The sequence below is a fragment of the Pelagibacterium flavum genome, assembly GCF_025854335.1.
Classification (GTDB): domain Bacteria; phylum Pseudomonadota; class Alphaproteobacteria; order Rhizobiales; family Devosiaceae; genus Pelagibacterium; species Pelagibacterium flavum.
Genome location: NZ_CP107716.1, coordinates 3273985 through 3292391 on the forward strand (window position 1 = coordinate 3273985; position 18407 = coordinate 3292391).

21 protein-coding genes are annotated in these 18407 nt (G+C 60.6%); 11 read left to right on the plus strand and 10 right to left on the minus strand.

What is annotated here, in order from left to right; genetic code table 11:
- Window positions 1-33: 33 nt before the first annotated feature.
- The 3 genes from OF122_RS16495 (at window position 34) to OF122_RS16505 (ending at window position 2627) form a co-directional block, all read left to right on the plus strand.
- The gene (locus OF122_RS16495; protein WP_264225272.1) at window positions 34-372 is read left to right on the plus strand and encodes a DUF6460 domain-containing protein; all 339 of its coding nucleotides are present in this window, start codon (window positions 34-36) and stop codon (window positions 370-372) included.
- Window positions 373-468: 96 nt separating this feature from the next.
- The gene (locus tag OF122_RS16500; RefSeq protein WP_264225273.1) at window positions 469-1236 is read left to right on the plus strand and encodes an SDR family NAD(P)-dependent oxidoreductase; all 768 of its coding nucleotides are present in this window, start codon (window positions 469-471) and stop codon (window positions 1234-1236) included.
- A 53-nt stretch (window positions 1237-1289) separates the two neighbouring features.
- Window positions 1290-2627 (plus strand): MATE family efflux transporter, encoded by a 1338-nt coding sequence (locus OF122_RS16505; protein ID WP_264225274.1) that lies wholly within the window; start codon window positions 1290-1292, stop codon window positions 2625-2627.
- On the opposite strand, the gene OF122_RS16510 is transcribed toward OF122_RS16505, so the two are convergent.
- Window positions 2624-3724 carry a quinone-dependent dihydroorotate dehydrogenase gene (locus OF122_RS16510; protein WP_264227691.1) on the minus strand — a complete coding sequence of 367 codons (1101 nt, stop codon included), beginning with the start codon at window positions 3722-3724 and terminating at the stop codon, window positions 2624-2626. The genes OF122_RS16505 and OF122_RS16510 overlap by 4 nt on opposite strands.
- Window positions 3724-4068 carry a DUF952 domain-containing protein gene (locus OF122_RS16515; RefSeq protein WP_264225275.1) on the minus strand — a complete coding sequence of 115 codons (345 nt, stop codon included), beginning with the start codon at window positions 4066-4068 and terminating at the stop codon, window positions 3724-3726. The genes OF122_RS16510 and OF122_RS16515 overlap by 1 nt, the downstream gene beginning before the upstream one ends.
- Before the next feature lie 141 nt (window positions 4069-4209).
- Between OF122_RS16515 and OF122_RS16520 the strand changes: the two genes are divergently transcribed.
- Window positions 4210-4845: a S24 family peptidase gene (locus OF122_RS16520; RefSeq protein WP_264225276.1), complete on the plus strand. Its 636-nt coding sequence runs from the start codon at window positions 4210-4212 to the stop codon at window positions 4843-4845.
- A 27-nt stretch (window positions 4846-4872) separates the two neighbouring features.
- On the opposite strand, the gene OF122_RS16525 is transcribed toward OF122_RS16520, so the two are convergent.
- Window positions 4873-5289: a hypothetical protein gene (locus OF122_RS16525; RefSeq protein WP_264225277.1), complete on the minus strand. Its 417-nt coding sequence runs from the start codon at window positions 5287-5289 to the stop codon at window positions 4873-4875.
- Window positions 5290-5391: 102 nt separating this feature from the next.
- Here OF122_RS16525 and OF122_RS16530 point away from each other — a divergent pair, with 102 nt between their 5' ends.
- Window positions 5392-5958 (plus strand): hypothetical protein, encoded by a 567-nt coding sequence (locus OF122_RS16530; RefSeq protein ID WP_264225278.1) that lies wholly within the window; start codon window positions 5392-5394, stop codon window positions 5956-5958.
- 9 nt (window positions 5959-5967) lie between these two features.
- Entirely contained in the window at window positions 5968-6195 is a 228-nt protein-coding gene (locus OF122_RS16535) for a helix-turn-helix domain-containing protein (RefSeq protein ID WP_264225279.1), read from the plus strand.
- Window positions 6196-6289: 94 nt separating this feature from the next.
- On the opposite strand, the gene OF122_RS16540 is transcribed toward OF122_RS16535, so the two are convergent.
- Entirely contained in the window at window positions 6290-7936 is a 1647-nt protein-coding gene (locus OF122_RS16540; RefSeq protein ID WP_264225280.1) for a lysine--tRNA ligase, read from the minus strand.
- Window positions 7937-8089: 153 nt separating this feature from the next.
- Between OF122_RS16540 and OF122_RS16545 the strand changes: the two genes are divergently transcribed.
- On the plus strand, window positions 8090-8494 hold the full coding sequence (locus OF122_RS16545; protein ID WP_264225281.1) for a tellurite resistance TerB family protein: 405 nt from the start codon (window positions 8090-8092) through the stop codon (window positions 8492-8494).
- A gap of 148 nt (window positions 8495-8642) precedes the next feature.
- Here the strand turns inward: OF122_RS16545 and OF122_RS16550 are convergent, their stop codons facing one another.
- Window positions 8643-9464: a transporter substrate-binding domain-containing protein gene (locus tag OF122_RS16550; RefSeq protein WP_264225282.1), complete on the minus strand. Its 822-nt coding sequence runs from the start codon at window positions 9462-9464 to the stop codon at window positions 8643-8645.
- A gap of 88 nt (window positions 9465-9552) precedes the next feature.
- On the opposite strand from OF122_RS16550, the gene OF122_RS16555 reads away from it, so the two are divergent.
- Both OF122_RS16555 and OF122_RS16560 read left to right on the plus strand, forming a co-directional pair.
- On the plus strand, window positions 9553-11433 hold the full coding sequence (locus tag OF122_RS16555; RefSeq protein WP_264225283.1) for a glycosyltransferase: 1881 nt from the start codon (window positions 9553-9555) through the stop codon (window positions 11431-11433).
- A 372-nt stretch (window positions 11434-11805) separates the two neighbouring features.
- Window positions 11806-12126, plus strand: coding sequence for a hypothetical protein (locus OF122_RS16560; RefSeq protein ID WP_264225284.1), 321 nt, complete (start codon window positions 11806-11808; stop codon window positions 12124-12126).
- An 11-nt stretch (window positions 12127-12137) separates the two neighbouring features.
- Here the strand turns inward: OF122_RS16560 and OF122_RS16565 are convergent, their stop codons facing one another.
- From OF122_RS16565 to OF122_RS16575, 3 genes are all read right to left on the minus strand, one after another.
- On the minus strand, window positions 12138-13331 hold the full coding sequence (locus tag OF122_RS16565) for a GNAT family N-acetyltransferase (protein WP_264225285.1): 1194 nt from the start codon (window positions 13329-13331) through the stop codon (window positions 12138-12140).
- Window positions 13332-13619: 288 nt separating this feature from the next.
- Window positions 13620-14048, minus strand: a complete 429-nt coding sequence (locus tag OF122_RS16570; RefSeq protein ID WP_264225286.1) for an FKBP-type peptidyl-prolyl cis-trans isomerase — start codon at window positions 14046-14048, stop codon at window positions 13620-13622.
- A 169-nt stretch (window positions 14049-14217) separates the two neighbouring features.
- Window positions 14218-14406: a hypothetical protein gene (locus OF122_RS16575; protein ID WP_264225287.1), complete on the minus strand. Its 189-nt coding sequence runs from the start codon at window positions 14404-14406 to the stop codon at window positions 14218-14220.
- Window positions 14407-14539: 133 nt separating this feature from the next.
- Here OF122_RS16575 and OF122_RS16580 point away from each other — a divergent pair, with 133 nt between their 5' ends.
- Window positions 14540-14842 carry a hypothetical protein gene (locus tag OF122_RS16580; protein ID WP_264225288.1) on the plus strand — a complete coding sequence of 101 codons (303 nt, stop codon included), beginning with the start codon at window positions 14540-14542 and terminating at the stop codon, window positions 14840-14842.
- Window positions 14843-14849: 7 nt separating this feature from the next.
- Here OF122_RS16580 and OF122_RS16585 read toward each other — a convergent pair whose 3' ends face one another.
- Together OF122_RS16585 and OF122_RS16590 are read right to left on the minus strand one after the other, a co-directional pair.
- Window positions 14850-15998: a CaiB/BaiF CoA transferase family protein gene (locus OF122_RS16585; RefSeq protein ID WP_264225289.1), complete on the minus strand. Its 1149-nt coding sequence runs from the start codon at window positions 15996-15998 to the stop codon at window positions 14850-14852.
- A gap of 104 nt (window positions 15999-16102) precedes the next feature.
- A complete protein-coding gene (locus OF122_RS16590; RefSeq protein ID WP_264225290.1) occupies window positions 16103-17299 on the minus strand; it encodes an acyl-CoA dehydrogenase in 1197 nt (398 codons plus the stop codon).
- A gap of 102 nt (window positions 17300-17401) precedes the next feature.
- On the opposite strand from OF122_RS16590, the gene OF122_RS16595 reads away from it, so the two are divergent.
- On the plus strand, window positions 17402-18289 hold the full coding sequence (locus tag OF122_RS16595) for a LysR family transcriptional regulator (RefSeq protein ID WP_264225291.1): 888 nt from the start codon (window positions 17402-17404) through the stop codon (window positions 18287-18289).
- Window positions 18290-18407 lie beyond the last annotated feature (118 nt).

Consider the following 18407-nt stretch of genomic DNA (forward strand, 5'->3'; position numbering starts at 1 on the left):
TTAATTGGCCATTGTCGGCGCCTATGTGGCATCATGAGCAGAATCGATGGACCCGATGGACCGATGCCCGACACTATGGACAACCGTGAGACAAATCAAAGAGCGAGCTGGCTGGAATCGTTTCTTGGCGGAACGCCGGGACGGGTCGTTGTCCGACTGATTCTGATGAGCTTGGTCGTGGGCTTTTTGATGTCGATCTTCGGGATCAGCCCGGACGCTATTTTCCGCTCTATTCAAGGCTTCATCAATTCGATCTTCGACAACGGGTTCGGGGTTTTCCGCGACGCCTTCGCCTATATGCTGACCGGAGCGGTGATCGTTCTGCCGTTGTGGTTCATTGGACGCCTGATGGCGGCCGGGCGGCGGCGCTAGCGCATAGCCTGTTGAGCAGATCGGCGGCGGCAATTAGGATGGCACGAGCGACACTCTCCGCCGCGCCCCAATTTAAAGCCATTCAAGGTTCTGCCCATGTCTCCCGTCATCTTCATCACCGGCGCCACGTCGGGCTTCGGCGCGGCCACCGCGCGGCTTTTTGCAAAGAACGGCTGGAAGGTGATCGCCACGGGCCGCAGGCGTGAGCGGCTGGCCGAGCTTGAGGCCGAGTTCCCCGAAATCGTCCACGGCATCGAAATGGATTTGACCGACAAGGCCTCGATAAAACGCGCGGTCGCGGCGATCCCGGAAAATTTCAAACCGATCACCTGCCTGTTCAACAATGGCGGGCTGGCCCTGGGCACGGGCGCCGTCCCGGAGGTCGATACCGATCAATGGCAGACCATGATCGACACCAACATCGTGGGCCTGCTGCATACGACCCTCGAGGTGCTGCCGCTCGTCAAGCAAGTGGGCCGAGGCTCCTCGATCATCAATGTCGGATCGATCGCCGGGCGCTTTGCCTATACCGGCGGCAACGTCTATGGGGCGACAAAGGCCTTCGTGCATCAGTTTTCGATGAATTTACGCACCGACACCATGGGGACAGGCATTCGCATCACATCGCTTGAACCGGGGCATGCGAAATCGGAATTCACCGCAGTACGCACGGGCGGGGATTTCGAGGCCAACGAGAAAATGTATGCCGACAACGAACCGCTGCTGCCCGAGGACATCGCCAATACCGTCTGGTGGCTGGCCAACCTGCCCGCGCACGTGAACGTTAATTCCATCGAGATCATGCCGGTCTGCCAGGTCCCAACCCGGCCAGTTCTGCTCAAAACGAGCGACTTTGAGAATTAGATCGGAGCAGAATCGGATAGCGTAGTCATCCCTCCTCTTCCCGGTTCCCTTCGATGAGCATATCGGTTCACCCCTTCGAGGTTCACCATCGCGATGTGTGGGCCATAGCCGTTCCGGCGTCGGTGGCGTTTATCACCGAGCCGGTGGCGGGCATCATCGATACCGCCGTCATCGGGCAGTTGGGCGATGCGGGGCTGCTGGGAGGGCTTTCGCTCGGTGCCGCGGCGTTCAGTGTCGTGTTCGCCCTGGCCTTTTTCCTGCGCTTTGGAACGGCTGGGCTGACGGCACAGGCGGTCGGCGCGCGCGATCCGCTCGACGGGCTGCTTCATGTGGTGCGCGCCATGGTCGCTGCAGCCCTGTTGAGTGCGCTACTTCTGGCGCTCTCCTATCCCATCTATCTCGGGTTTGCAGCCGCGCTGGCTCCGCCACCCGATGCTGCGGGGGCGTTTGCCGAGTATATGGGCATACGCATGTGGTCGGTGCCGTTCGTGCTCATCAATTTTGTGCTGCTGGGATGGTTTTACGGCCGGGCCGATGCGCGCACCGGCATGTGGCTGCAGATTCTTATCAACGTCATCAATATCATGCTCAGCGTCTGGTTCGTTTTGGAGCTGGGCTGGGGCGTTCCCGGTGTCGCCTGGGCCACCGTTATCGGGCAAGGCGTTGCCGCTGTCGCCGGGGTGGTCCTCGCCATCCATCATTATGGCGGCATCAAGCCGATCCTTGCCAATACGACCCTTGCTGCCCTGCTCGACGTTGCAGCGATCAAACGGATGATCGGTTTGAGCCGAGATCTTATTATCCGTTCGGCAGCTTTGATGGGCGCCTTCGCCTATTTCGCCGCACAAGGGGCGCGCATGGGCGAGATCGAATTGGCGTCCAACGCAATTCTGCTGCAACTGTTTTCGGTCTCGGCATTCTTTCTCGACGGCATTGCCACGGCCTCCGAGCAATTGTGCGGCAAGGCGGTCGGGGCGCGCTGGCGTCCGGCTTTCGAGCGCGCGACCAAACTCACGCTGGGCTGGGGCCTGCTGATTGCGGGGATGCTGAGCGCTCTTTTGCTCAGTTTTGGATGGTTGGCTATCGATCTGATGACCACCAACGCCCAAGTGCGCGAAATGGCCCGGGTCTATCTGATGATGGCAGCCCTGACCCCGCTCACCGGGATGCCCGCCTTCGTCTATGACGGCGTGATGATCGGCGCGACCTTCAACGTCACAATGCGCAACGGGATGATCGTTTCGCTCATTGTCTATCTTGCAACCGCCATGATCCTGCAGCCGTTCCTGGGTCTTTGGGGGTTGTGGATCGCGCTGCATGTGCTGCTGCTCGTGCGAGCCGGCATTTATGCACTCGCCATCGAACGGCGGAAGAACGAGATTTTCGCCTAGATCGCTATTCTGCCTTCAGCCCAGTCCTTGACCGCCACGCCAGTGAGTCCCGATACATTGGAAAGCCTGCGTTCAATAACGGCCTGCGCGAGCCCGGACTTGATCTCCTCGACCATCTCGAGCCCGCCATAGACCAGAGCCGAATAGAGCTGGACAACATTGGCGCCCGCCTCGAGTTTGGCAATGGCGCTTTGGGCCGAGTGAATGCCGCCCACGCCGATCAGCGGGAATTCCGGACCAAGACGCAAGCGCATCTGGGCCAGGCGCCGTGTTGCCAGATTGAACAACGGCCTGCCCGAAAGCCCGCCTGTTTCGCCGGCGTTTTCGAGACCGGCTACCGTGTCGCGCGAAATTGTCGTGTTGGAAACGATCAGCCCGTCGATGCCGCTTTTGAGCACTGTTTTAGCGACGGAATCCATTTCAGCTTCATCAAGATCCGGTGCGATCTTGAGCAGTATCGCGGTCTGGCGTGGCTGGGCAGCCCGGGTTTCCATCAGAGCGGCCAGCAGGCGCTTGAGTGCGTCTTCCGCCTGAAGATTGCGCAGGCCGGGCGTGTTGGGCGAGGAGATGTTGGCCGTAAGGTAATCGGCAAGCGGCGAGAAGGTCTTCACGCCAGCAATGTAATCGGCAACGAAGTCCTCGCTGTCCTTATTGGCACCGATATTGACGCCAACGACCTCGCCCAGCGTCCGGTCCTTGAGCCGTTCGAAAGCGGCTTGATGACCTTCGTTGTTAAATCCCAGTCGGTTGATAACACCCATCGCATCGGGGATGCGGAATACTCTTGGGGTAGGATTTCCCTTTTGGGGTCGCGGGGTGACCGTTCCAACTTCCACAAAACCGAAACCGGCCCTGGCGAGCGGTGCGAACACTTCGGCATTCTTGTCAAAACCCGGTGCCATGCCAATGGGATTGGGCAGCTCCAGTCCGCAGAATGAGATGGCCAGGCTTGTCGGTGAGGGCGCTCCGGACGGCACCAGGCCGAATTTGAGCGCGTTGATTGTCGCCCTGTGTGCAGTTTCGGCATCCATGCGCATCAGAGCGTCCTGCGCCAGCTTCTGAACCGTAGCGTTGTGCAGAAAATCACCTATGCCCATCATGAAATCTCCGGCAGATCGAACCCACCATCCGGCCGGGCAGCGAGATCTCGCTCTGCAATGACCGCTGCCATCGGCAATGGCGCATAAAGGTGGGGGAAAAGCTGCCCGCCGCGCGAGGGCTCCCAGACGAGGTCAGTGCCGATCAGGTCGGGATCGATTGTCGCCAGAACCAGCCCGGAGGCGCCGCGATAGTGTTTTTCAAGCGTTTCGGCCAACTGGGTGGCGGTCGAAAAATGGATATAGCCATCGGCCATATCGACCGGAGTTCCCACCAATTGTCCCGCGCCGCGCGCGGTTGTCCAGTCCTGGGTGGCAGCGATTTTATAGATCGGTTCGGCCATAAATTCTCCTATGGTGCTTGGTCTAACGGGCTGTGAGGGCCCTGCCAAGCTTGGAAATATCTTTACAAGCGACTAACGAGGTATTAGGACTAGTTTCCGAACTATAGGGATATTATTCCTTTTTCTGGAACCTGATTGTCCATGTTGTCTCATCGCGCCATATGGGAAGCTCTCGATAGCCTGGCCGACCGGCACGGCCTGTCGGCGTCGGGTCTTGCCAAGCTGGCGGGGCTGGATGCCACCGCGTTCAATCCGTCCAAGCGCGTCAGCAAGGATGGGCGTGAGCGTTGGCCGTCCACCGAATCGATTGCCAAGGTGCTCGAGGCGACCAGCGAAAATTTCGATTCCCTGCTTTCGGGCGGACTGAATTACAGCCAGAGCGCGGCGGCCAGCCGGGCGGTTCCGCTGCTGGGTTTTGCGCAGGCCGGATCGGGCGGCTATTTCGATGCTGCGGGCTTTCCGGTCGGTCAGGGATGGGATGAGGTCCGCTTTCCCGGCCTGGGTGACGGCACAGCCTATGCGCTTGAAGTGACTGGTGAATCCATGCAGCCGCTCTATCGGGACGGTGACTATATCATCGTCTCGCCCACCGAACAGTTGCGGCGCGGCGACCGGGTGGTGGCGCGCACGCAGGATGGGGAGGTGATGGCCAAGATTTTGCACCGGCGCACCGAAAAACAGATCGAATTGCATTCGATCAATCCCGATCACCCGCCGAGAATCTTCAAGCCCGAAGAAATCGACTGGATCGCCCGGATTCTGTGGGCCAGCCAGTAGCAGCCGCCCACAGCACGGTTTGAGCAATCAACACCCGGCACGCATAAGCAGATCGTCGATGATGATCGGGGTTGCGGGTATCGACGGCCAGGTTTCCGTATCCGGCGCGCCTGCGGAAATCGCCGCCCAGGCAGTATCGTTGCCGACGCTGAATGACCCCGTGCACGACACCGACAAACCTGCGCTCCGAGCCTGTGCCAGAAGATGAGCCGCACTCTCGGCCACGCTGGTGAGATAGAAGCTGAGGCGCTCACGCGCATTGGCTTCGCTGCCGGCCCGGGCTATCAGATCGGCAACATGGGCAACCGAGATCTGTCCTTGCCCTGTGCGCCCCGGAAACTGTGCCATGGCATGAGTGGAAGCGAGGAACGGCAACGTTGCCAACGCAGTGAGAACGGCACGCGCAAAGCTGGCGCCGGATGGGGAAATTTCTGGGAAGCTCATCGAAAACTCCTTCTTGCACGATGAAAGAGTCATATCGTTTTGCATATAAAATTTATTGTTAAACAATAATTTTTATGCTCTTCTATCGCAATGATAGGCACAATGGAGTTTTCCGTGATGACCATGAGCATGTCCGGCAGGCCCGAGGGAAGGCTGCGCATCGTACTTTTAACTCTGAGGATTGCCGCGCTGTTGGTGGCGGTCGCGTTGCCGATCGCGCTGACATCGTTCTGGCTTTTCGTCGATCCTTCAGGGGTCTCGGCGCTTGTGCCGTTGCCGGGCAAGCCGCAGATATTGCTTGGCAATTTTGAGCGAATTGCCGGACTTTCGCTTTCGATGCTCCCCGTCGGCATCCTAATATTCGGCCTGATCCGGCTTAGAGCATATCTGGCGGCTCTATTACAGGGCGCGATATTTTCAGGCGCCACTTCCCGAGCTTTGAAAGATTTCGCCCTAGCTGTCGGGGCAAGTGTATTGGCGCGTCCTATTATTTCCGCCGTTCTGAGTGTGGTATTGACCTGGTCCGCACCGCCGGGTCAACAGACTCTGTCTTTCAGCCTATCACTGGACACTGTTCTGTTGCTGATTTTTGCGGCAACTATCGGGCTTGCTGCATGGACAATGCAATTGGCCACCGCTATCGCCGAAGAAAACTCACGTTTCGTTTGAGGCGAACTCATGCCAATAAAGGTGAATCTGGCCGTAATTCTTGCTCAGCGCGCTGTAAAATCGAAGGATCTTGCCGCACATGTTGGAATTACCGATGCCAATCTCTCACTGCTCAAGCAGGGAAAAGTCAAAGGTGTGCGTTTTGAGACGTTGGCCGCAATCTGCGCCTATCTCGATTGTCAGCCCGGCGACATCCTTGAATATACAGCAGAAATCGAAGCGCCCACCCCCGACTAAACCCGCCGTGGACGCCCACTGGCCCCTACCGGTCTGACCCGGTCACGGCCAGTGGACAGGCCAAAATGGCAGGAGGTCGGGAGGTGGCCGCCTTTCAGTTCCGGGAGGTCAGTTTTCCGCTCAGTGCCTTTTCGATCAGCTTGCGGGTGTTCTCGATGCCGTAAAGGGCGGCGAACGAGCCGAAGCGGGGGCCGCGTTCCTGGCCGATCAGGACCTGATAGAGCATCTGGAAAAAGGCGCCCGACACGCCCGGGCCGCCATTGGGGCCGAGGCGCTTGTGGTCCTGATAGCGTTCGATCTCGCGCGCCACGTCGAGGGCCGCGTTCTGGATCGCCTCACCGCCCGCATCGGCCGGGAGCTTCGCAAGAGTCTCGGAGAGCTCTTCGAGCGCCTTGCGCTCGACGTCGTCGGGTGCGCGATAGGACTTTTCAACGAAGTCCTCGAAATAGCGCATCGCATAACCGACCAGCGCATCGAGATGGGGGTGGGTCTGGGGTGTCACGCCGGGGGCGTAGGCTGAAATGTAACCCCACATCACTTCCCGGCTCTCGGGGTTGGACGCTGTGGCGAGATTGAGCAGCAGGGCAAAGCTCACCGGCATGTCGTATGCAGGGGGCATGGCCGAGTGGATATGGAAGGCCGGGTTTTCGAGAAGCTGGCCCGCATCCTCGCCCTGGGCTTTGGCGGCGAAGGTGAAATATTCGTCCACCGCCTTGGGGATGACATCGAAATAGAGCCGCTTGGCCGTCCTGGGCTTTTGGAACATGAACAGCGAGAGGCTTTCCGAGGACGCGTAGGTCAACCACTCGTCGATGGTGATGCCGTTGCCCTTGGACTTGGAAATCTTCTGGCCCTGGTCATCGAGGAACAGTTCATAGACGTAATGTTCGGGCGGGGTGCCGCCGAGGATCGAACAGATCCTGTCATAGATCACCTGGTTGGTCTGATGATCCTTGCCGAACATTTCGAAATCGACCCCGAGCGCTGCCCAGCGCATGCCGAAATCGGGCTTCCATTGCAGCTTTACATTGCCGCCGGTCACCGGAACGGTCACATCGCGCCCGTCCTCGTCGGTGAAGGTCACGGTGCCGTCCTTGGCGTTGACCTCCTTCATGGGCACGTAAAGCACGCGCCCCGAGATCGGCGAGATGGGCAGGATGGGGGAATAGGTAGCCTGACGTTCGGCGCCCAGCGTGGGGAGCATGACGCCCATGATGTCGTCATAGCGTTCGAGCGCGCGCAGCAGCATGGCGTCGAACTTGCCCGACTTGTAATAATCGGTGGCGCTTGCGAATTCGTAATCGAACCCGAAGGTATCGAGGAAGCGCCGCAGCATGGCGTTGTTGTGTTCGCCAAAGCTGGGAAACTCGTTGGTCCAGGGATCGGGCACTGCGGTCAGCGGCATCTGGAGATAGGGCTCCAGCGCCTCCCTGGAGGGCACGTTGTCGGGGATCTTGCGCATCCCGTCCATGTCGTCGGAAAAGCAGATCAGCCGTGTCTTGATCGCATCGCCGGTCAGAAGCCGGAACGCGGTGCGGACCATAGTGGTGCGCATCACCTCGCCGAACGTGCCGATATGGGGCTTGCCCGAGGGGCCGTAGCCGGTTTCGAAGATCACCTCGTCCTTGCCCAGCTTCTCGGCGCGCCGCACAACCTTTTTGGCTTCCTCGAACGGCCAGGCACGGGCGTTGGGGGCAGCGGCAATGGCTGAGGGATCGAGAGGGGGCAGGGTCTGGGACAATTTGGCCCATCCTTTAATCAAACCGGGAGAATTCAGGCCGCGGTGTTGCACCAACCGGTCCCAAAGGTCAATGCTGATGATCGGCGGGCCTTGCGCCTTCGCGCCGCACTTTCTAGATTTGGGCGCGCCTCAACCCGACCCCCAGGTGATTTCATGCAGCTTTCCGCAACCGACGCCCTTGTCCATGTCATGGTGATGGCCGCCGTGTCCGACAAGGATGTGACCGACAGCGAGATGGACCGGTTCGCTGCGCTTATCAGCCGCTGGCCGGTGTTTGAGAGTTTCGATATCGAGCGCCTGCCCGAAGTTGCCTCCAGTTGCGTTGAGACCGTCAACAAGGCCGGGCTCGATGCGCTTCTCGACCAGATCGCACAGACCCTGGAACCCCGGCTGCAGGAAACCGCCTATGCCATTGCCGTGGAGATCGCGACTGTCGATCTCAAGCTCAATCAGGAAGAGTTGCGCATGCTTGAGATGATCCGCGATGCGTTCTCGATCGACCGGCTGACGACGGCGGCGATTGAGACCTCGGCACGGATCAGGCACCGGCGGCTTTAGGTCGACCCGGCAGCGCCGACGGCACCTGCTTTGGCGCTGAGTGTACTGGATCCCGGATCAGGTCCGGGATGACAGGTGGTGGTTTCGGCAAAGCCCATCCTCGATCGGGCCGGGGACATAGTTTTGGCCGAAGCGCTCCAATTGAGCGTCAGTAAAAGCTGACCGGGAACCAGCGCAGGTAGATCTCGTCGATCCGGCCTTCGCGCTGCAGGCGGGTCAGGGCCCAGTTGATGGCGACCCGGACATTGTCGAGGCCGGCCGGAACGGCCACTGCAAGCCCGGCCCCGAACAGGTCGGGGCGAAAATAGGCCTCCCCTGCAAAGCCGCAGCAATCGGGGTTTTCATTGAGCCAGAACGAGGCGCGGGCGGCGTCACCGAAAAAGGCATCGGCCTCGCCGGCGGCCACCGCGTCGAGCGCTTCAAATTCGCTGCCATAGAAGACGATCTCGGCACGGCCGAGCGTGCGTTGGGCCAGTTCGGCATGAGCCGAACCCTCGCGGACCGCAACCGTGCCCGTCAATGAGAGCGGATCGAAACCGGGGGCAACGGGCTTTTGCGTTACGAACCTTGCAGGCAATTGCAGATAGATGCGGGAAAAATCGAACCGCTCGGCGGCGCTGCCATCTATATCGAGTCCGGCGATCAGCGCATCGCCCTGATTGTCGGCCAGCGCATCCTGTACCCGGTTCCAGGGCCAGGCCTGGATGGTGCAGCGCGCTTCAAGTCGGGCGCAAATGGCATCGGCCAGATCGACGTTGAAGCCGGCCAGCCGCCCAGCGGCATCGGCGTAATTGAAAGGTGGGAAATCGGGGGTTGTCAGAAACCGCAGGGCGGGCACGGCAATGGGATCGATCATGTCATCGCGTGCGCCCGGATCGACATGGACCGGCAGGTTCTGGGCGACCGCACAACCGGCACCACCGAAAAGAATGCAAGCGGCAAAAAGGACTGCCCGAAATGCTGGCATCATGACGTCTCAAGGCCCTGAACAAATTTGATCCTCGTTATGGCCGATTGCCAAAACAATTGGTAGGGTCGCGGGGACGATTTGGGGGCATATGAGCGTCGTGCGGCCGTTTGACGATGTCGAACTCGCTGAGGCATTGGCCGCGCAACCGGGCTGGTCCCGGCATGTGGCCGAAGCCGCGCTTGATCGTGCCCGGCGCATCGATGCCGATCCACTCGACGTTCTGGCTGCCATGGACGGGGCCGATCGCGAGGGACCTTATCGACGGGCTGCCGCCTTTCTCGGTGTTCAGTACCGGAACGACATCACCCGGTTTCTTTTGCCTTTGAACGGAGATTTCGACGTCGACCGTTTCGCCGGTCTGCGCTCGATCCGAGGGCAGATCGAAGGCAAGGAAACCCTGTTCCTTTCTCCGGGCTTTGCCCATTTGCGCGGACTGGCGGCGCGCGTCGGAGAGGATGGGGGCCTGCGGGCGAGGCTGTGCATCGTCTCGCCAGCCACGCTCGAGGGCGCGATTGCTCAAACCAATCCCGAGCCGCTGGCAACCAACGCCCTGCAACGGCTGGCGCGCCGATTTCCACTCGCAAGCGCTCATCTCGACCTTCCGATGGGGGCGAGGGTTGGCTTTGTCCTGGCCATGACGGCGCTGACCGGGCTTGCGGTCGCGCCGGTCTTCATCACCAATCTGGCCCCTGTGCTTGCCCTGTTGGCACTGGTCCTGGCCCTGCCCTCGGGATTTCGATTGTGGGCCGCCTTCACCTTCGAGCGCAACGAGGCCCTAAGGCCCGGAAAGCTGCTCGATGACCGCCAATTGCCGGTCTATACGGTGCTCGTTCCCATGCGTGACGAAGCGCATATGGTACCCCAGATCTCACGCGCTCTTAAGGCACTCGATTATCCCGCCGAAAAGCTCGACATCAAGTTCGTTGTCGAAAGCGCCAGCCCCGAGACCGTAACAGCCGCCCGCGCACAATTGGGAGACCGGCGCTTTTCACTGATCGTGGTGCCGCGATGCCGGCCCTATACCAAACCCAAGGCGCTCAATTACGCTCTGCCCCTGGCGCGTGGTTCCCATGTGGTGGTCTTTGATGCTGAAGACCTGCCCGATCCGGGGCAATTGCGGGCCGCTGCCAGCCTTTTTGCAGAGGACGCAACGCTCGAATGCCTGCAGGGTGAACTTGTCATCGCCAACGCGCCGCGAAGCTGGGTCGCGCGCATGTTTGCCGCAGAATATGCCGGCCATTTCGGTGTTTTACTGCCGGCCATCGGACGCGCCGGCTTTCCGGTGCCGCTGGGCGGCACCTCAAATCATTTCCGTACTGAAACGCTCAAAGGCATCGGCGCGTGGGATGCGTTCAACGTGACCGAGGACGCCGATCTGGGCATCCGCATGGCGCGACTGGGCCTGCGCGTCGAAAGCCTGGCAACCGTGACCCTGGAGGAGGCGCCCGAGAGCATGGGTGCGTGGGTCCGCCAACGTTCGCGCTGGATAAAGGGATGGATGCAGACCCTTCTTGTCCATTCGGCCCGGCCGGCAAAGCTGCTGGCCGATCTGGGGTGGTCCAGTCTGATCGCCTTTTACATTTTCGTGGGCGGCATGGTGCTTTCCCTTTCGGTGCATGGCCTGTTTCTGGTGACCACCATAGCCAGATTGCTCTACGACCTGATTGTTGGGGGAGCGGCTGACCTCTGGACCGTGGCGGGGCTGGGTACACTGCTTTTCGGCTATGCGGGCGCGGTCGTCATCAGCATCATCGGGCTCGATCGCATCGGGCGCAAGGATATAGCGCCATGGCTGTTTGCCCTGCCGGCCTATTGGCTGATGGCGTGGTGCGCGGTGGTGCTGGCGGGGTTCGAACTGGTTTTCAAGCCCTATCACTGGTCCAAAACCAGCCATAGGGGTCTGGGCAGTTCCAGCCTAACTCCAACCCCTCATCGTGCCGAAGTGCCGCATACGCAAACCACCCAATAGCGGCGTATTGCCTGCACGCTCACAATTGGTGAGGTGTGCAGGGGAACGATCTGATTGAACGCTTACGAATCAAAAGCTTCCGATTCGACATCATCGAGCCAGTCTCTGAAGTTCAAAATACTGGCCGCTGCAGGTATGTCGCGCTGGCCATTTCCCTTATCGCACCGATCATCAAAATTATCAGATGGCTCGTTGCGATGGCGGGACTCCAAATTTAGCTCGATACGGTGTTGATAATGGCCACTTTATTTAAGATTCCTCAAAGGCCGAGATCGCTGCCGGTAATATGTAGATACTCAAACTTGAGCTTAATTTGAGTTGATTGCGGCGGCGACTTCAACCAGCGTGAGCTATTGCAGGCCGGAGATAATGATGCAGATCGGATATTCGTTTTCCCTCGGAAATGAGCCGGAAAACCACGAGCGCCAGATAAGTATATCGGGCTATCGCCCATGGCTCGTTATTGTATCCGTCGGTTTTTTGCTCACCATTGCACTGCCGGTCGCAATTTTCTTTTTTCTGGTTCCCGTGCCCATATTGGTGGCGTCGGCACTTTATCTTGTCGGACTTCTGACAACCATATTGGTGACCAGCGGCGCCGAGAGAACGCTCGCCTTATGGGCCGTCCGCATCCTGCTGCCCCTGCCCGTCGCCGGGCTGGTCTGGTGGGGGCTGGCCGCCATGGGGCTTTGAGCCGCGCTTAATTAATGATCCCGGTTTTGTCCCGATAGCGTACGCCGCAACCCCACCACGCTCGATTGAGCGATGCGCGCCAGCTTCCAAAGCGTCGGGGTTTGCTTGATCCTGCGTTTTGCCGCGCGCGCACCCCGCAGCAGCGGAGCGGCGATTTGGCCAAGCGTGGAGACCGGAAGCACGATATCGAAGACGGGCTGGCGATTTGTCCAGTCGGTCTTGTAGTCGAAATCGCCCAGGCCCATGTCGAGGCTCGTGACGCCGTCGGTCCGCAACTGATCAACAAGAAGCGATAGCGTCACGCCCATCAGTGAATATCGCGATGCCTCGCCGTAATCGGTCGAGTTGATGTATTGCGAATAATGGTTGGGACCGTAGGTGCCGATGCTGGTGGCAACAATGGTTTGGCCGGCATAGAGCGCGTGCAGGCTTATGGCCGGGCGATTCTCGCTCAGCCCTTCGAGCGCCAACCGGCGAAAGAACTGTCTGAAGGCGGGGCGCTGGAAAATGTTTTCCACACCCATCTGCACGAACCGGCGGCCGCGCTGGTCGAGGAAGACTTCGAGTATCGTTTCGACCTCGGCCGGGGTTTTGGCGCGGTGAAGGATCACGGCACCAAACCCTTCGTCGAGCCGGCGCTGGGAGCGGCGGATATTGGTGCGGCGCTTGTGGGGCAAGGATTGCTCGATAAAGGGCGCTTCGCCCGGCTCGAGGGTGTTGACGTAGAAATTGTCGGGCGCCGGATTGCCACCGAGCGCCGCCAGGGGATTGGGATGATTCCCGATCTCGGCGGCTACGCAGTGGAAATTGACGATGTCGGCCGGGAGGTTGGCCAGTGCGTCGCGCAGCGCATTTGCCGTGAGCAGATGCGCGTAATGCGGATCGAAGACCGGCGCGTCGCCGTTGGAAATGGGCATGCCGATGATGCGGGCGACGCGCAGGCCGAATTTGCGGACTATCTCGAAGGGGATCAGCGCAATGGGGCGATCGTGATCGAGGATGGTCACTATGGCGATATGGGGGTCCGGGGAAAAGCCGGCGTCGATATAGGCGGTGATCCAGTCGAGGCGCTGATAGGGGGTGTAAACCCCGATCTCCTGAAGGCGGAGCCAGGCCGGTGCAGCGCTTGCGATGGAATCATGGACGAGCGTGCGCAATGGCTGGGCCGTTGTCGTCGGATCGCCGATATGAGTTGCCGCTGTCATCGATAAGGGCCGTCCGTTGCCTAGGGTGCGCGCGTTTCTGGCGTCGCGACCTTGGTCCCAAAATGTTGGGAAAACCTTATTTGGACGGCGTGTTTGCCGGCTCGGGGCCGGGAAAGCTGCGAAATGGTAAAGAGGCGCTTACGGGAAAGCGAAAATGGCCCGGACATCGGCCCGGGCCCATTAAAGGTCGTTCCGGCCCGACCGAGTCGGTCCGGCGTTCCAAATCCTTATGTGGTCGCGCGGTCGAACCGAAAAAGTCTGCAACTTTTTCTGACCGCACTCCGACGGTCAGAGAACTTCGACCAGTTCGACGTCGAAGATAAGGTCCTTGCCCGCCAGCGGGTGATTGGCGTCGACGGTGATTTCCTCTTCGGAGGTATCGATCACGGTCAGGACCATGGTCTGTCCGTCGCCGCCGGTGGCCTGAAGACGGGCGCCGACCGAGGTGTCGACTCCCTCGGGAATCTGGGTCCGGGGCACGCTTTGCACACCTTCGGGACGATGGGCCCCATAGGCGGCGTCGGCAGGAATGGTCACTGTCTCTTTAGCGCCCACGCTCATGCCCTGAACCTGTTCCTCAAGGCCCTTGATGATCTGGCCGGAGCCAAGCTGGAATTCGAGGGGATCACGGCCATCGGAAGAATCGAACTGGGTGCCGTCGGTGAGCCGTCCGGTGTAGTGGATGCGCACAGTATCCCCTTGTTTTGCCTGGGTCATGCTGTGTCCTTTTCACTTGTGTTTGCTCAGGATCCGTCGCCGCGCGCTCTCAAGGCGGTCAAAAAGACAGATCCGGCGAAGGTCCGCCGGGGCTTGCCCCGCGAACCACGATCCCCAATGTAGGGATGGGGAGCGAGATGTAAACCGCAGACCCTGTTTTGCGCCCCGGCTAATATTTGGCCGTGGCGTCGGAAGCGGGAAAAGTTTCGTCAACGGCCTCATCGACATCGTCCCAGCCCGACCTGTCATCGCGGGTGGATTCCGCGCCCGCATCGCGCACCTGCTGATCAGCCTGTCTGGGCCCGGGAACCTTGCGTTCCTTGAAGGCCGGGGCCCCATGGTCGGTCTTTTCCTTCATCGTCGTGCTCCGTTTTGTCCTTCTGGTGCCCCGCTCTCACAGAAAATAACTGATGACGAGCGGGAGAGTTGCAGGGAACCGGCGACGAACAGCGCGCTTGGGAAAGGCAAGGACGCTTGGAAAGGACGAAACGATGGCCAGCAAAACCCCTCCACAGACGACAGACGCGCTGCGTGATGCCATAGATTCGGGCAAAACCGGCGAAAAGACCGAATGGCCGGACCCCGCCGCCGCGCCATTGGGAACCGATGCCGAAGCGGCCGGAGAGCCGCCAGATGCTCAGGATGTGGCCGCGGGCACGCCGCCGCACCCCATTCCCACAAGACTGGAGCGGTTTCCCACATCGGCATTGATCTATGTTGGCCTTGCCACAGTGCTGCTGCTTATCGGCCTTGGGATCGGCATGTGGGCCATGGGTCAGGGTGGCGGGCTCTGATCCCCGACTATTCGGACCAGGCCCAGTGCCCGGCGCCGAGCACCGGCGCTGCCTTGTCCAGGGTCAGTGGGCTGCGCGAAAAACTCAAGGGGGTGCGCAGGCCGGGAATGTCTTGGGGGGTGATTTTCAGACCGCGCGCGGCGACCTGGGGTTCGGCGAGAGCCTCGGCGACCGTATTGATCGGGCCGCATGGCACGCCGGCGATTTCGAGAGCGTCTATCAGCCGCGCTTTGGTCCAGGGGGCCGTGGCTTCGGCCAACAGGTCCGCGACCATGTCACGATTGGTCACGCGGTCGGAATTGGTCATTGCGCGCGGATCTGTCGCAAGTGTGGGGAGCTTTAGGACAGAGCACAGGGCCTGAAATTGTCTGTCATTGCCGCAGGCGATGATGACGTGCCCGTCGGCAACCGGGAACACCTGATAGGGAACGATGTTGGGGTGGGCGTTGCCCATGCGGGAGGGGGTTTTGCCCGAGACGAGGAAATTCATCGCCTGATTGGCAAGGACCGCCACGCCCACATCGAGGAGGGATAGATCGATATGCTGGCCCCTGCCCGAGCGCTGGCGCTCGGCCAAGGCGGCCTGCACGCCGATGACCCCATAAAGGCCGGTAAAGACATCGATCCAGGCGACGCCCACCTTTTGCGGTTCGCCCGCCGGATCGCCGGTCAGATCCATGATCCCGCTCATGCCCTGAATGAGAAAGTCGTAGCCGGGCTGGCTGGCGCGCGGGCCGGTCTGGCCAAAGCCGGTGATCGAGACATAGACGAGACCGGGATTGATGGCGGCCAGTGTTGGATAATCGAGGCCGTAGCGCGCGAGCCCGCCAACCTTAAAGTTTTCGATCAGAACGTCGGCATCGGCGATCAGCGACCTGAGCCGTTCGAGATCTGCCGGATCACGAAAATCGCAGACTACCGAGCGCTTGGAGCGGTTGGTGGCGTGGAAATAGGCGGCGACCTTTTCGGTGCCGCCCCTTTCGTCCTCGCGCTCGATGAAGGGCGGCCCCCAGCGGCGGGTATCGTCACCCTCGGGGCTTTCGACCTTGATGACCTCAGCGCCCAGATCGGCCAGCGTCTGGCCCAGCCACGGGCCGGCCAGGATCCGGGCCAGTTCGACCACACGCAGCCCGGCAAGCGGAGCCTCCGGCGACATCAAAGCAGTTTCGCTTTTCTTCGAATCGCTCAAATTGCTTTTAAGTCCTTGTTTTGTCGCGCTTCCGAACCGCAAAAGTGGTGTCCACTTTTGCTGGCAGCGCTCTAGAAAAACGCCTGCAAACCAGTTTGGGCGCGGCCCAGGATCAGCGCGTGAACATCATGGGTGCCCTCGTAGGTGTTGACCGTTTCGAGATTCTGGGCGTGCCGCATGATCTGATATTCGATCTGGATGCCGTTGCCGCCATGCATGTCGCGCGACTGGCGGGCAATATCGAGCGCCTTGCCGCAATTGTTGCGCTTGACGATGGAAATCATTTCAGGCGCGAACCGACCCTCGTCCATCAGCCGCCCCACGCGCAGCGAGGCCTGCAGGCCCAGAGCGATTTCGGTTTGCATGTCGGCGAGCTTTTTCTGGAAGAGCTGGGTGGCGGCCAGGGGCCTGCCGAACTGCTTGCGATCGAGGCCATATTGGCGCGCCCGGTGCCAGCAATCCTCAGCCGCGCCCATGGTGCCCCAGGAAATGCCGTAGCGCGCGCGATTGAGGCAGCCGAACGGTCCGCTCATGCCCTCGACATCGGGCAGCAGAGCGTCCTCGCCCACTTCGACCCCATCCATGACGATCTCGCCGGTGACCGAGGCCCGCAAGGATAGTTTTCCGCCGATCTTGGGGGCGGAGAGACCCTTGGTGCCATTTTCCAGCACAAAGCCACGCACCTTGCCTTCGTGTGCGGCGGATTTGGCCCAGACAACGAAAACATCGGCGATGGGAGAATTGGAGATCCAGGTCTTAGAGCCGTGCAGGCGATAGCCGCCATCGATTTTTTCGGCGCGGGTTTTCATCCCGCCGGGATCGGACCCCGCGTCGGGTTCGGTCAGACCGAAACAGCCGATCCACTCGCCACTGGCCAGTTTGGGGAGGTATTTCTTCTTCTGGTCTTCAGAGCCATAGGCAAGGATCGGATACATGACCAGCGAGGACTGCACGCTCATCATCGAGCGATAGCCGGAATCGACGCGCTCGATTTCGCGCGCGATCAGCCCGTAGGCGACATAGGACGCGCCCAGCCCGCCATATTGCTCGGGAACCGTTGCGCCCAGAAGTCCGGCTGCACCGAAATCGGCAAAAATGGTCGGATCGACCCGCTCTTCGAGGTAGTCGTCAGCGACGCGCGGCGCCAGCTTGTCGGCGGCGAAAGCGGCCGCCGAGTCGCGGATCATACGCTCTTCTGCCGAAAGCTGGTCCTCGAGCAGGAACGGATCGGACCAGCTAAAGCTGTTGCGGGCGGGTGTTTCGGCCATGATTTCTCCAGCAGACTATATCGGTTTTGGCCATCATATCGCTGGACCTCACGCCAAAATAATCCTAATTGATCGATAGTTGATGCATAAACCGCATAGATCATGAGCCGCCAACGCCGCTACCTGCCCTCCATCGGACAACTGGCCGCCTTCGAGGCCGTGCAGCGCACGGGCTCGACGATTGCCGCAGCCAAGGCGCTCGATCTTTCCCAGGGCACGGTGTCGCGTCTTGTAGCATCGCTCGAAACGCAACTGGGCCGTCCGCTGTTTTTGCGCCAGAACAAGCGGCTTTTGCCCACGCCGGCCGGTATCGATTATGCGCGGGACATCGCGGCAGCGCTCGATGCCATCGAGCGCGCCTCGATGCGCACCGCTGCCGATCTGGGCGGAGGCGCCCTGTCGCTGGCCATCCTTCCCGCATTCGGCACGCGCTGGCTGGCGCCGCGCCTTGGCGGTTTTCTCGCCGCGCATCCTGGGGTCACCGTCAATCTTTCAACGCGCATCCGCCCCATCGACTTTGCCGCCGAGCGGTTCGACGCGATGATCTATTTCGGGAGCGGCGAAGCGCCCGATGCCGGGCATATGCGGCTGTTCGACGAGCGGGTTACCGCGTGCGCCGCGCCGCATCTTCTGGCCAGCCATCCGATAAGCGTTCCAGGCGATCTGGCCGGTCTGCAGCTTTTTCAACTCGAAACCCGGCCGCGCGCGTGGGACGCATGGTTTGCCGGGCAAGGCGCGGCACCTCTGCCCGTTTCGGGCATGATGTTCGACCAGTTTGCCCTGATGATCGAGGCGACGATTGCCGGGCTGGGGGTGGCATTGCTGCCCCATTACATCGCGCAAAGCGAGATAGCGGCAGGGCGGCTGAGCCCGGTGCTCGCGTCTGCCGTTTCGGGCACCGGGTCCTACTGGCTGGCCTGGCCGCCGGCGCGGGAGACCTATCGTCCGCTTGTGGCTTTCCGCGACTGGCTGGCTGCCGAGGTGAGTTAGAGCATTTCGGCGTTTCTTGGAATCGCTTCAATTGCTCTAAGCCCTTGTTTTGTAGCGCTTCCAGGATAAGTGGTACCCACTTATCCTGGAAGCGCTCTAGGCTGAATCGACGTTCGGT

Coding starts and splice junctions, on each gene's coding strand:
- OF122_RS16495 (WP_264225272.1), top strand. CDS start 34: ATGAGCAGAATCGATGGACCCGATGGACCGATGCCCGACACTATGGAC.
- OF122_RS16500 (WP_264225273.1), top strand. CDS start 469: ATGTCTCCCGTCATCTTCATCACCGGCGCCACGTCGGGCTTCGGCGCG.
- OF122_RS16505 (WP_264225274.1), top strand. CDS start 1,290: ATGAGCATATCGGTTCACCCCTTCGAGGTTCACCATCGCGATGTGTGG.
- OF122_RS16510 (WP_264227691.1), bottom strand. CDS start 3,724: ATGGGCATAGGTGATTTTCTGCACAACGCTACGGTTCAGAAGCTGGCG.
- OF122_RS16515 (WP_264225275.1), bottom strand. CDS start 4,068: ATGGCCGAACCGATCTATAAAATCGCTGCCACCCAGGACTGGACAACC.
- OF122_RS16520 (WP_264225276.1), top strand. CDS start 4,210: ATGTTGTCTCATCGCGCCATATGGGAAGCTCTCGATAGCCTGGCCGAC.
- OF122_RS16525 (WP_264225277.1), bottom strand. CDS start 5,289: ATGAGCTTCCCAGAAATTTCCCCATCCGGCGCCAGCTTTGCGCGTGCC.
- OF122_RS16530 (WP_264225278.1), top strand. CDS start 5,392: ATGGAGTTTTCCGTGATGACCATGAGCATGTCCGGCAGGCCCGAGGGA.
- OF122_RS16535 (WP_264225279.1), top strand. CDS start 5,968: ATGCCAATAAAGGTGAATCTGGCCGTAATTCTTGCTCAGCGCGCTGTA.
- OF122_RS16545 (WP_264225281.1), top strand. CDS start 8,090: ATGCAGCTTTCCGCAACCGACGCCCTTGTCCATGTCATGGTGATGGCC.
- OF122_RS16550 (WP_264225282.1), bottom strand. CDS start 9,464: ATGATGCCAGCATTTCGGGCAGTCCTTTTTGCCGCTTGCATTCTTTTC.
- OF122_RS16555 (WP_264225283.1), top strand. CDS start 9,553: ATGAGCGTCGTGCGGCCGTTTGACGATGTCGAACTCGCTGAGGCATTG.
- OF122_RS16560 (WP_264225284.1), top strand. CDS start 11,806: ATGCAGATCGGATATTCGTTTTCCCTCGGAAATGAGCCGGAAAACCAC.
- OF122_RS16565 (WP_264225285.1), bottom strand. CDS start 13,331: ATGACAGCGGCAACTCATATCGGCGATCCGACGACAACGGCCCAGCCA.
- OF122_RS16570 (WP_264225286.1), bottom strand. CDS start 14,048: ATGACCCAGGCAAAACAAGGGGATACTGTGCGCATCCACTACACCGGA.
- OF122_RS16575 (WP_264225287.1), bottom strand. CDS start 14,406: ATGAAGGAAAAGACCGACCATGGGGCCCCGGCCTTCAAGGAACGCAAG.
- OF122_RS16580 (WP_264225288.1), top strand. CDS start 14,540: ATGGCCAGCAAAACCCCTCCACAGACGACAGACGCGCTGCGTGATGCC.
- OF122_RS16585 (WP_264225289.1), bottom strand. CDS start 15,998: ATGTCGCCGGAGGCTCCGCTTGCCGGGCTGCGTGTGGTCGAACTGGCC.
- OF122_RS16590 (WP_264225290.1), bottom strand. CDS start 17,299: ATGGCCGAAACACCCGCCCGCAACAGCTTTAGCTGGTCCGATCCGTTC.
- OF122_RS16595 (WP_264225291.1), top strand. CDS start 17,402: ATGAGCCGCCAACGCCGCTACCTGCCCTCCATCGGACAACTGGCCGCC.